Genomic DNA, 11,869 nt, shown 5'->3' with positions numbered 1-11,869 from the left:
GTATTCTCTGCCAGATGTGGTGTTGCATTTGTGAGAAGAGAAGTTTGTGAAAATAGAAAGTTCGGGCGCCTCCATTGGAGGCGCCCGAACTCAACAGAACAGATGTGTCAGTTCTTCCGACCGGTGATGCCGAGATATGCGCCGATAGCAAGCATTGCAGCAATCGTGCATACGACCCAGCGGATCCAGTCGATGCCCGGGGTGTTAGCGGGGTAACCGAAAGCGGACAGAAGCAGGTTTCCAACAACCACACCAACGATGCCGAGCAAGACGGTCCACAGAGCGCCAATGCCTTCATCGCCCTTCTTAAAGAAGCGTGCGAGAACACCAATCACTGCACCAAAAATAATCGTGCCAATAATGTTTCCCATGAGATTCTCCTTTCGCACCCAGGTGGGTGCTCGACTATGCACACTCTACGCGCATGAGACGCGATATCCACCTGCAGGGGATTTTTTCTGTCATTCTTCACCCCAGGCGTAATAATCGATTCCAATACTCATGCGTAGGCGGTGAGTGCGGGTAATCAATCTGAGTCATTGAGAACGAAAGGATATCACATGCGTTGAAGAGACCGAACGCGGACATACGTTGATGCGGGACGAGTGTGAATCGCATCAGGCGCAGAGCGATGTCAGCATTCCGGCGCACCCAATGTCCACCCTGATGTCAGATCCAGTCGAAGATTGTGAACGCGCAAACAAAGACAACACGAAAACGATAACTCAGTGGTGACGTGACAGATCAGCGTCGGCAGGCTGAATTGCCGGAGAACGGGTGACGATCTTGTGCCCCCACCACAGGCCGAGGAACAACGGAAGCCCGATATAGGAGGACAGCAGCACGTAGAACGACGAGTGTCCCGTAAGGGCCTCGACGTTTTGCCCAACGATCACCACTGCACACATCACCAGTGCAACGATCGGTCCGAAAGGGAACCAGCGCGCGCGGAAAGGAAGCTCGCTGACGTCGTGTCCTTGCGCAACGAAAGCGCGACGGAACTTGTAGTGGCTCCACGCAATTCCCATCCACGTGATGAAGCCGGCAAGCCCGGAGGCGTTAACCAACCAGGTGTACGCCACCCCGTTGCCGACCAGGGAGAGGACAAAGCCGATCGCACCCACAGCGGTGGTTGCAAGCAAGGCGGGCATCGGCACGCCGCGGGAGTTCACACGCGTGAAAATCTTTGGCGCTTGGCCCGCCTCAGCGAGCGCATAGAGCATTCGTGTGGAAACATACAAACCCGAATTTCCAGCGGAAAGCACGGCAGTCAAAATCACCGCGTTCATGATCGCTGCTGCAGCAGCGATGCCTGCTCGCGAGAAAACTAGAGTGAACGGCGAGAGTGTTACGTCGCCATTAGGGTTCAGAAGTGTGGGATCGGTGTGTGGCACCAGGAAGCCAATCACAGCAATCGCAAAGACGTAGAAAAGCAAGATACGCCAGAACACAGATTTGATTGCCTTGGGGACGTTCTTCTCCGGGTCCTTGGTTTCACCTGCGGCGATGCCCAGCATTTCGGTTCCCTGGAAGGAGAATCCGGCGATCATGAACACAGCAAGGATCGAGGTGAACCCACCAGCGAAAGGCGCGTCTCCGGCTGTCCAGTTTGAAAATCCGGGGCTTTTCCCTCCCATGACACCGAAAATCATCAGGACGCCCAGCACGAGGAAGACGATCACGGTGGTCACTTTGATGGCCGCGAGCCAGAATTCGCTCTCGCCGTACCCGCGAACTGACACCGCGTTGACGATAAAGAGTATTGCGAGAAATGCTCCCGACCATACCCAGCCAGGGACGCTTGGGAACCAATATTGCATCACGATCGCAGCGGCTACGAGTTCTGCAGCTAAGGTGATCGCCCAGTTAAACCAGTAGTTCCAGCCATTAGCGAAGCCAAAGGAGCGCGACACAAATCTGCCGGCGTACTCTCCGAATGACCCTGATACCGGCAAGTAGGTTGCCATTTCGCCCAGCGACTGCATCAGTAGGTAAACCATGAATCCGATTGCTACATAGGCAACGAGGGCGCCACCCGGCCCCGCCTGAGAAATCGTTGCGCCTGAGGCGACGAGCAAACCTGTGCCGATTGCTCCGCCGATGGCGATCATATTGAGGTGGCGCGCTTCAAGCCCACGCTTGAGCTCATTCGATTCGTCGGCCATGGTTGCTCCTTCCAGGTGATATACCGCGATGAGCCTACGCTATTTCTTTCCACTTTCGGTACAGGGAACGTATGGTTTTCGTGTGAGCCTTTCCTTAACTTTGCGAAGCCGCGCTGCGCGCTGGGCATTTGTCATTGTGCTCGGCGGTGTTGCTGCCGGTCTTTTCGCCGCCCTGATGACGTTAGTGCTCCACTTCGTGCAAGGTTTTGCGTTTGGTGTTCACGCGGGAACGATTTCCGGCGACGTCGATGGGGCGCCGTTGTACCGACGTCTCCTTGTCCCCGTCGTCGGGGGAACACTGGCTGGTTGCGCCTGGTGGACGCTTCGCCGTCGGGGGCCGGTGATCACCGTCGATTCAGCGTTGGCCACAGGGCGCTCGATGGGGTTTTGGCGGCCAGTCGCCGATGCCTTCACCCAAATTTTGGTTGTTGCCACAGGTGCGCCCATTGGTCGTGAAGCCGCGCCTCGACAAGCCTCAAGTGCAGCAACTGAACAACTCTCGCGTCTAGTGGGAATGTCCGACGCCGATTCACAGCTCGCTCTTGCGTGCGCGGCGGGTGCGGGATTGTGCGCGGTCTATAACGTGCCCATCGCCGGAGTGGTTTTTACTCTCGAACTGCTTTTGCATCGCCTGAGCCTGAAGTCATTGGCAGGCGCAGGCGCGATGTGTGTGATCTCGATGTTGGTGGCACGTCCGGTTGTCGGGTCAGGGACGATTTACCGCTTCCCTGATCTGGAATTTTCGTGGGTGTATGTCATCTTTGCTCTTCTGGCGGTGCCCACGTGCGCAGCAATTGGTGTTGTTTTCCAAATATGCGTTCAGGCGTGCAAGAAATTCCGTCCGCCGCCCACGTGGCGTCTGCCGGTAACGATCGCAGTTGCCTCGCTTGTTGCCGCTTGCCTGGCTTACCCGTTCCCTCAGATTGCTGGTAATGGCATGGATATTGTGCAAGACGGCTATACGGGAGTAGGCACGATCTGGTTGTTTCTTGGCTTGGCTGCGGCGAAAATGATTGCGACGTCGATCCTGCTTGGCTCTGGCGCCGACGGTGGTGTGCTTACGCCCTCGCTTGCTGTTGGCGCTGGCGTCGGTGCGGCCATTGCAATCGCCTGCGGTATTCCTGCTGCGCCGGTGGCACTGATTTTCGGTGCTGCAGTGCTTGGCATTGTCCAAAATGGGTGGATCTTCGGCGCGGTCATGGCATGGGAACTTGCGGGTGCGCTACTCTGGATTGTTCCGTTGGCTTTTGTGGCGTCAGGTGGAGCCTATGCCCTCGCATCTCTGTGGAATAGACACCATTCGATTGAATAAACGCGCCCCAATGGCGCATACCGTATGCATATACGGACGCACGTAGTTTTCCGTGCCGACAATTTTTGTGAAGTGAAGGGAACCGAAGGTGGAATTTGAACTTATCCAGGAGCCGCATGTCATTGCCGCGCCGTGGCAGGGGGTAGGGGAATTGCGCATCCCTGCCCTTGCTGTTCACCAGGGAACTGTCCATCTCCTATTCGATGTCCGACCTGCCCCGTCAAGCGGCTCAGGCGCAGATTTCATTGGCACGACTCTCGCCTCAGACCTTCCGAATCCAAACTGGATTGCTCATATGACCTCGCCATGCACAACTGACACATGGTCTGCGCCGACGCGGCTCGACATGCCCGTTCCGATTGCGTCAGATTCGTGTATCTGTGCAACGTCGGCTGGTCTCTTCGTCGCTTACGGCACGACGACGTCGGTGGGATATTTCGAATCCGTGAGCGGAGGCGAACAGCTGCAGCCATGGGTGGCATTTGGGCAGAACCTGCACAACCTTGCACACCGAAATATTTCCGCCGAACTTTATGGCGAAACCGGCGCGGACGCCGTGTTTGCAACCTCCGGCTCAACAATCGAATTCGATGGCAAGGTGCTTGTTCCCTACGTGTGCCGGTGGGGTGAGCGCACTGGCATACTGATCGTTCACTTCGTCGGCACAGAAATTGTCCAGGTCAGTTCGCCAATCATGGCCGATGCGGCACTGCTTGACGAGTGTACGCTGGCTGTCGTTGACGGCGAAGTATGGGCGAATTTCCGAGTTCAAGGTTTCGTTGGTCGCGGCTCAGGTGTGCGTTTTATGGCGCGTTCACACAACGGCGTGAATTTCACGGCTCCTCAAGAGCTTCGGCTTGCTGATCCTGGCTGCAACGCGAAGCAACTCGGCGATCTCTTCATCCATCCCGGTTCGACTCAAGCGCGCGAAAACGGCGAGGTGGTCAGGGTTTCACCTGGCCACGCGCAATGGCACTCACAGGTTCTGACCCGTTTTTCACCAGGTGCCTTCGGTTACTGCGATGCCGTATGGATCGGTAATGATTGTGTCGTGGTATTCGAGCGCGAAGGAGAAATCTGGCATACCCGCATGAGAATGACGGACGAGGACGGACGCCGGTTCTAAACCGGCGCCCTCCTAGGCGTGCGGAAGATCCTCTTCAACGAGTTCCTGAAGTGGAGCGTAATGTGCCTCGAGTGCTTCGAGATACGCATTGACGTCTCCTGCCTCGGCTGCCTCAAGCATGATCGCATGAGCGCGTGCCGTGTGAAGAAGCTCTGGACTCGACGGAGTGGAGAGCTGAGGAATAATCGCTTGATGTACCAGCCACATTGCAGACGTCAGCTGGGAAAGTAGCTCATTACCCACGGTTTCGATGAGAGTCGAGTGGAAGGCGATATCTTCGTCAAGATAACGCTCACCTTTCGTTGCTTTCTCTTCCATTTTGACGACGATGTCGTGGAGTTCAGGGTTGTGTGTACCAGCCAGCGCCTGCACAAGATCAGACGCAATCCCACGATCGAGTGCGCGCCTAGTCGCCACGACGTCGGACAGTGCGTTGCGTCCGCGTTCAGTGTCGGTATTTTCGAGCGCGTTACGTAGAACGAGTGTGTTCACCAGGGGCTGAAGCGACATTTCGCCGACGAAGGTGCCGCAGCCTTGCCGCACCCCGATGATGTCGAGCGCCTCAAGTTTCCTGAGGGCCTCGCGCACAGAAGAACGCGAGACGCCGAGGTAGCCACACAGCTCAGCTTCGGTGGGGAGGGGATCCCCTGGTTGGAGACGATGGGACAAGATGTAGGCCTTGATGGAATCCATAGTCGCCGTTGACCGATTCTGAGATGAGGTCTGCTGTGCGTTGCGTTCTGAGGACGTGGTCGAAATTGCATCGATCCTAGCTTGCAAAGATTTGTCAGACAACATACGCTGAGTATACGTGATGGAGGATGTCTCCGTCAGACTCAATGGAGAGGAAAAGAAACCTATGCGTATCACAAAGCGTATGGCTCAGGCTTCCGCCGTTCTTGCAGCAACGGCACTCGCGCTGTCAGCCTGTGGCGGCGGCACCTCGAAGAGTGGCTCAACAGCAGGTTCCGACGGCAAGGCAACCGGTGCCATCACTGTCGGCGCCGCATACGAGACCACTGATTACGGACCAATTACCACCTCTGCTCTCGCCATGGGTGTGAACTGGTCAGTGCTTGAAGGACTGTACGAATTCGACATGTCCGATTACTCCACGCGCGCAGCTCTTGCGGCTGGAGATCCGAAGAAGGTGTCCGACACCGAGTACGAGATCACGCTGCGTGACGGTGCAAAGTTCTCTGACGGCAAGGATGTCACCTCGAAGGATGTGATCTCCTCGTACAAGCGCGCAACTGCAGATAAGTCAATCTACAAGCAGTTCTTCGGTTTCGTTGATTCGGTCAACGCCAAGGATGACAAGACCATCACCGTCAAGCTCAAGTACCCCTTCGAGAACATCAAGGCTCGTTTCGTCTCAGTCAAGGTTGTTCCGGACGGATCCGATGAAGATGCGCTGAAGGCGAAGCCAGTGGGAACTGGCCCGTACATGTACGACTCGGTCACCCCCACCGAAGTGAAGCTCGTTCCAAACCCGAACTACAACGGCGACAAGAAGGCAACCGTTGGAGAGCTCAAGTACCAGGCCCTCAAGGATGATTCGGCACGCCTCTCAGCTGCGGTCGGCGGCACCATCGACGCGATGGAAGCAGTTCCGGCGTCGGCAAAGGCACAGCTCGAAGGCGCCGGCTGGAAGGTTGAAGCAGTTCCGGGTTATGGCAACCCGTTCCTGATGTTCAACACCGCCAAGGCTCCGTTCGATAAGGCGGAAGTGCGTCAGGCTCTCCACTACGCAATCGACACCCAGAAGCTTGTTGACACAGCGATGGACGGCCAGGCAAAGCCGGCTACCTCCTTCCTGCCGGAGGCAAACCCCTCGTACAAGAAGGCCAAGGTTCAGTTCAACTACGATGCCAACAAGGCAAAGGAACTTCTGGCAAAGAATGGCGTGAAGGATCTCTCCATCACCCTGACCACAACAGATCATCCGTGGGTCACCAACCTCATCCCGCAAATCAAGCAGGATCTTGAGGCTATTGGTGTCAAGGTTGCCGTGAAGACCATGGCATCCGCCGATGTTTACGCAAACGTCACCGATATCGACAACCCCACCTATGATGTTGTCCTTGCACCCGGCGATCCGTCGGTATTTGGCGTCGATCCTGGCATCATCATCGAATGGTGGAATGCAGACAATGTCTGGACTCAGAAGCGTTCGCACTGGAAGCAATCAGATCCTGCCTCGTGGGGCAAGCTCCAGGAGATCATCAAGGCCGCAAACGAAGCCACTGGCGATGACGCCAAGGCCAAGTGGGGCGAAGCCCAGGATCTGCTCTCTGAACAGGCAGTGACCTACCCGCTCTTCCACCGCAACATGCTCACCGCATGGAACGAAGGAAAGATCACCGGTTTCAAGCCGATTGCAGCAACTGGTCTGCAGACCATCGGCGTCGGCCTTAAGTAAGCCGCAATACCATGTGAGCCCGAGGGGCGGGCCATCCTGCCCGCCCCTCGGCCATGTCCCTCCTGCGGTCAAGGAGTAATTAAGTGAATAACCTTCTCAGGCTTTTAGGGCGGCGCATCTTGGCCTTTCCGATCATGGTGGTCGGTGTGTCGTTCCTTGTCTTCTTCATCATGTCTCTGTCACCGATTGATCCTGCTTACTCGGCACTTGGTGAGACGGCGACCCCGGATGCTCTTGAGGCATACCGAAATGCCAACGGTCTCAATGATCCGTTCTTCGTGCAGTACTTCCGCTACCTCGCGGGAATGGTGCAGGGTGATCTTGGAACCTATGGCGTCGGCGGAGCAAACCACGTTTCTGACTGGGTTGCCCAGGCACTTCCCGTCACATTGCAGCTGACCTTCCTCGGTCTGATCATCGCTGTGCTCTTTGCCTTCCCGCTCGGAGTCCTTGCTGCTCTGTACCGTGATCGTTGGCCCGATCAACTCATTCGTGTGTTGTCGGTGATCTTTATTGGTACCCCGTCATTCTGGCTTGCAGCATTGCTCGTCATTGCCTTTGTCGGCACCCTGCCTGTTTCGGGCGCTCTACCGGCAATGTCGGTTGATTTTAGTGGTTGGTTCCAGCGATTGCTCTTGCCATCAGTTGCGCTCGCGGTTCCAGTGATCGGTCAAATGACCCGAGTTGTCCGAACCTCGATGGTGGAGGAACTCGACCGCGATTATGTGCGTACTGCATTGGGCGCCGGAATCCCTAAGGCTGTGGTGATTTCCCGCAACGTTCTGCGTAACGCACTGATTACGCCGGTCACGGTTCTCGGCTTGCGAGTTGGCTACCTCATGGGTGGTGCCGTGGTCATTGAGATCATCTTCGGAATTAACGGAATGGGCCAGCTCCTGATCAAGGGCATCCAACAAAACTGGGTGAGCCTGGTTCAGGGTGGAGCTCTTGTGGTTGCAGTGTCGTTCATCGTGGTGAACGTGATTGTGGACGTGCTCTATCTGCTCATTAACCCGCGTATTAGGTCGGTGTGAGGGAAAATGATGACCAAAAAAGACAAGCTTGACAAGGTAACGGCAAAGAACACGCGTTTCTTGCGTATTTCGAATATGTCGCTTGGCGCTCGTATCTCGATGGTTGTGCTCGCAATCGTCGCAACGATCTCCGTGATTGCCTACCTTTTCCCGATTTCTCCTTACGATCCGGCAACTCCTGTTGGCCAAAAGTGGCAGCCGCCGTCGGGCCAATTCTGGTTTGGAACCGATCACGCTGGGCGTGATGTGTTCTCCCGTATCCTCAACGGTGGAATCTACTCCTTCGCGATCGGCATCTTCGCCATGCTCATCGCTCTTATCATCGGTACGATCATCGGCTCGATTGCGGCAGTTGTGCGCAAGTCGATTTCCGAAGTGATTATGCGAATCCTTGACATCATCATGGCTGTGCCGGGAATCGCAATGGCTGCTGTGACCGTCCTTGTTTTCTCACGCATCTTCGATGCAAAGAATGTCTGGGGCTTGGTGACGGTGATTATCTGCTCGATCGCTTTCGTCTACATACCGCAGCTGGCACGTATCGTTCGCGCAAACGTGATGTCGGCATATGGTGAAGACTACGTGCGTGCAGTTGTTGTGGCTGGTGCGCGCGCTCCGTGGATCCTTGTGCGCCATGTGGCTCGTAACACCGCCGCTCCGGTTCTTGTGTTCGCAACGGTCCTCGTTGCAGATGCGATCATCTTGGAAGCATCCTTGACGTTCATTGGCTCTGGCCTGCAGGCCACCATGGTTCCAACCTGGGGCAACGTTTTGTCCGAAGCCTCCTCGAACCTCTCGGTCCTCCTGGGCTACTGGTGGACGGCCTTCTTCCCCGGCGTGCTGATCATGATTACTGTGCTCTGCCTCAACATTTTGTCTGAAGGTATCACCGATGCAATGGTGGCCTCGCCGTCGTCGGTAGCGGTGGAACTCGTATCAAAGAATTCCGACCGCGAAGCTGACCGTCTTCTCCTTGACCCGCGCAAGGCATACGAAGCGCAAGGCGCCTCGCTCCAATCGCGACTGGACCAACTCGCTGCAATAGAATCCCGGCGCACTGATCGCTTCCAATACGATCCAAACAAGACTCCGCTGCTTGAGGTGAAGAACCTGTCGATCCGGTTCCCGCGTCACGGTGATGTCGCCGTCGTCGATAACGTGTCGTTTTCGGTTTCGCCGAACGAGACGATGGGCCTTGTGGGTGAATCTGGATGTGGCAAGTCGATCACCGCTCTGACCATCATGGGTCTGATTGATCCGCGTGCGAAGTTTGAGGGCGAAATTCTTTACCAGGGCAAGGACTTGCTCAAGATGAAGCCAGACGAGCGTCAGAAGCTCTTGGGTAACGAACTGGCCATGATTTACCAGGACGCCTTGTCTTCGCTTAATCCGGCCATGCTGATCAAAACTCAGATGAAGCAGCTCACGTCGCGTGGAGGAACTCGCTCGGCAGAGGAGCTCCTGGAACTGGTGGGCCTGGACCCCAAGCGAACGCTTGAGTCATACCCACACGAGCTTTCTGGAGGACAACGTCAGCGCGTGCTCATCGCAATGGCACTGACCCGCGATCCGAAGCTCATCATCGCCGACGAGCCCACAACGGCTCTCGATGTGACTGTCCAGAAGCAGGTGGTTGAGCTGCTCAACTCACTGCGCGAGAAGCTCGGCTTTGCCATGGTCTTCGTTTCCCACGATCTCGCGTTGGTTGCAGAGGTCGCCCACAAGATCACGGTGATGTATGCAGGCCAGGTAGTGGAGCAGGCGCCGACGTCGGAGTTGCTTATTCACCCGACACACGAGTACACCCGCGGTCTTCTCGGTGCTGTGCTGTCGATTGAGGCCGGTTCTGGCCGCTTGCACCAAGTGCCTGGCACTGTGCCGAGCCCGAAGGACTTCCCCGACGGCGACCGTTTCGCTCCGCGTTCGTCGCACCCGGGCTACGGTGAAGATATTCGCCCAGTCCTCACTCAGGTGGGTAGCCACCACGTCTATGCGGCAATCCCGCCGAAGCCTGGGGTGACCGATAATGCCGACGCCGCTGTCGCAGCAACGTTGGCAGCCAACGAAATGGAGGACGCACGATGACCACTCCAATCATTGATTTACGCAATGTGGAAGTGACATTCCGGACGCGTACAGGCTCGATTTTCCACCCCAACAAGGTTCGCGCTGTGCGCGGCGTCAATATCCAGGTGATGCCTGGTCAGACCGTTGGTATCGTGGGCGAATCGGGTTCTGGTAAGTCCACAATGGCCAACGTGATGATCGGTCTTCAGCCGGCAACTTCAGGCCAAGTGTTCTTCAACGGCGAGGAGGTGACGAAACGAAGTGCTGCAGACCGTCGTAAGATCGGCCGCGTCATCTCCGTCGTCTTCCAAGATCCCGCCACTGCCCTCAATCCGCGTATGACAGTATCTGACCAGCTCGCTGACCCGTTGCGTGTACACGGTATTGGTGACGAAACGTCACGCGCTGCTCGCGTACGAGAGTTGATTTCCGTCGTCGGATTGCCGACGTCGGCACTGGATGCGCTTCCGGGTCAACTTTCCGGTGGACAGCGCCAGCGCGTAGCAATTGCTCGCGCACTTGCGCTCGAACCGAAGGCAATCATCGCTGACGAGCCGACCTCGGCACTCGATGTGTCGGTTCGCGCCCAGATTCTCAACCTTCTAATGGACTTGAAGAAGGAGCTGGGCCTTGCGATGGTCTTTATCTCGCACGATATTCAGACTGTTCGGTACATCTCGGATCGTATTGCGGTGATGAACCACGGTCAGATCGTGGAGGAGGGGCCCGCTCACGAGCTCCTCGCCAACCCCCAAGACGACTACACCAAGAAGCTCCTTGGTGCAGCCCCGTCGCTACTTCACCCCACTCTTTAAGGAGAAAGAGCAATGACAAAGCCAATCAGCGGCGTTGTACCTCCGCTGGCAATTCCGCTCAAGAACACAAAACTCGATGTTGTTTCACTCGAGCGTTCCATCAATCGCATGATCGAGGCGGGAATCGACGGCCTGTTCGTGTTGGGTTCCACAGGTGAGGTCGCGTTCTCGACGTCGGCTCGCCGTGAGGAAATTCTGCGCGAGGCGACGCGCATTGTCGCTGGCCGTGTTCCGGTTCTTGCCGGTGTCATCGACACTGAAACTGAGCGCGTGATCGAGCACATTAAGCAGGCTGAGAAGTTCGGCGTCGATGGTATCGTTGCCACCGCTCCGTTCTACGTGCTCCAGGGTGAAGAAGACGTCTACCGTCATTTCAAGGCACTCCACGAGGCAACTGACCTGCCGATCTGGGCCTACGACATCCCGGTGTGCGTACACTGGAAGCTTTCCCCGCAGTTCATCATGCGCCTGGCCTCTGAGGGGATCCTTTCGGGCGTGAAGGACTCTTCGGGCGATGATGTTTCCTTCCGTTGGCTCGTTCGCATGAACGAAGCTGCCGGGCATCCGCTCCAGCTGCTCACTGGTCACGAGGTCGTGGTTGACGGCGCGCTGCTTGGCGGTGCTGACGGCTCGGTTCCGGGCCTGGCAAACGTCGATCCTGATGGTTACGTGCGTATGTGGAAGGCCGCCCAGGCAGGCGATTGGCCCACCGTCAAGGCTGAGCAGGATCGTCTTGCTGACCTGATGACGATGGTGTTCGTCAAGGGCGTGGCAGGTTTCGGAGCAGGTGTTGGCGCTTTCAAGGCTGCCCTGAAGGCACTGGGCGTTTTTGAAACCAACGAAATGCCTACCCCGGTTCTCCCACTCGAAGGCGAGAACTACGAATGGGTATCGGCAAAGCTCCGCGAAGCAGGATTGCTTGCGTGAT

10 protein-coding genes are annotated in these 11,869 nt (G+C 56.6%); 7 read left to right on the top strand and 3 right to left on the bottom strand.

Annotated features, from left to right (window positions below; translation table 11 throughout):
• Positions 1-107 precede the first annotated feature (107 nt).
• On the bottom strand, positions 108-371 hold the full coding sequence (locus P7079_RS08000) for a GlsB/YeaQ/YmgE family stress response membrane protein (RefSeq protein WP_278012715.1): 264 nt from the start codon (positions 369-371) through the stop codon (positions 108-110).
• Between the two features lie 354 nt (positions 372-725).
• On the bottom strand, positions 726-2,165 hold the full coding sequence (locus tag P7079_RS07995) for an amino acid permease (RefSeq protein WP_278012714.1): 1,440 nt from the start codon (positions 2,163-2,165) through the stop codon (positions 726-728).
• Between the two features lie 82 nt (positions 2,166-2,247).
• On the opposite strand from P7079_RS07995, the gene P7079_RS07990 reads away from it, so the two are divergent.
• Together P7079_RS07990 and P7079_RS07985 are read left to right on the top strand one after the other, a co-directional pair.
• Positions 2,248-3,477: a chloride channel protein gene (locus tag P7079_RS07990; protein WP_278012713.1), complete on the top strand. Its 1,230-nt coding sequence runs from the start codon at positions 2,248-2,250 to the stop codon at positions 3,475-3,477.
• Positions 3,478-3,565: 88 nt separating this feature from the next.
• The gene (locus P7079_RS07985) at positions 3,566-4,603 is read left to right on the top strand and encodes a sialidase family protein (protein ID WP_278012712.1); all 1,038 of its coding nucleotides are present in this window, start codon (positions 3,566-3,568) and stop codon (positions 4,601-4,603) included.
• A 12-nt stretch (positions 4,604-4,615) separates the two neighbouring features.
• Here P7079_RS07985 and P7079_RS07980 read toward each other — a convergent pair whose 3' ends face one another.
• A complete protein-coding gene (locus P7079_RS07980) occupies positions 4,616-5,401 on the bottom strand; it encodes a FadR/GntR family transcriptional regulator (RefSeq protein WP_278012711.1) in 786 nt (261 codons plus the stop codon).
• A gap of 61 nt (positions 5,402-5,462) precedes the next feature.
• Between P7079_RS07980 and P7079_RS07975 the strand changes: the two genes are divergently transcribed.
• From P7079_RS07975 to P7079_RS07955, 5 genes are all read left to right on the top strand, one after another.
• Entirely contained in the window at positions 5,463-7,025 is a 1,563-nt protein-coding gene (locus P7079_RS07975) for an ABC transporter substrate-binding protein (protein WP_278012710.1), read from the top strand.
• 83 nt (positions 7,026-7,108) lie between these two features.
• A complete protein-coding gene (locus P7079_RS07970; RefSeq protein ID WP_278012709.1) occupies positions 7,109-8,059 on the top strand; it encodes an ABC transporter permease in 951 nt (316 codons plus the stop codon).
• A 9-nt stretch (positions 8,060-8,068) separates the two neighbouring features.
• A complete protein-coding gene (locus tag P7079_RS07965; RefSeq protein ID WP_278013631.1) occupies positions 8,069-10,144 on the top strand; it encodes a dipeptide/oligopeptide/nickel ABC transporter permease/ATP-binding protein in 2,076 nt (691 codons plus the stop codon).
• Entirely contained in the window at positions 10,141-10,941 is an 801-nt protein-coding gene (locus tag P7079_RS07960; protein ID WP_278012708.1) for an ABC transporter ATP-binding protein, read from the top strand. The genes P7079_RS07965 and P7079_RS07960 overlap by 4 nt, the downstream gene beginning before the upstream one ends.
• 12 nt (positions 10,942-10,953) lie before the next feature.
• Positions 10,954-11,868 (top strand): dihydrodipicolinate synthase family protein, encoded by a 915-nt coding sequence (locus P7079_RS07955; protein ID WP_278012707.1) that lies wholly within the window; start codon positions 10,954-10,956, stop codon positions 11,866-11,868.
• Position 11,869 lies beyond the last annotated feature (1 nt).

It is taken from the genome of Arcanobacterium canis, assembly GCF_029625435.1.
In the GTDB taxonomy this organism is placed as follows: domain Bacteria; phylum Actinomycetota; class Actinomycetes; order Actinomycetales; family Actinomycetaceae; genus Arcanobacterium; species Arcanobacterium canis.
Note: the sequence above shows the minus strand (reverse complement) of the source record. Positions and strands in the feature narration are given on the sequence as shown.

Bases quoted from the DNA above. Each gene is read 5' to 3' on its own strand.
- P7079_RS07965 (WP_278013631.1), top strand. From the start codon at position 8,069: ATGACCAAAAAAGACAAGCTTGACAAGGTAACGGCAAAGAACACGCGT.
- P7079_RS07995 (WP_278012714.1), bottom strand. From the start codon at position 2,165: ATGGCCGACGAATCGAATGAGCTCAAGCGTGGGCTTGAAGCGCGCCAC.
- P7079_RS07960 (WP_278012708.1), top strand. From the start codon at position 10,141: ATGACCACTCCAATCATTGATTTACGCAATGTGGAAGTGACATTCCGG.
- P7079_RS08000 (WP_278012715.1), bottom strand. From the start codon at position 371: ATGGGAAACATTATTGGCACGATTATTTTTGGTGCAGTGATTGGTGTT.
- P7079_RS07975 (WP_278012710.1), top strand. From the start codon at position 5,463: ATGCGTATCACAAAGCGTATGGCTCAGGCTTCCGCCGTTCTTGCAGCA.
- P7079_RS07955 (WP_278012707.1), top strand. From the start codon at position 10,954: ATGACAAAGCCAATCAGCGGCGTTGTACCTCCGCTGGCAATTCCGCTC.
- P7079_RS07980 (WP_278012711.1), bottom strand. From the start codon at position 5,401: ATGTTGTCTGACAAATCTTTGCAAGCTAGGATCGATGCAATTTCGACC.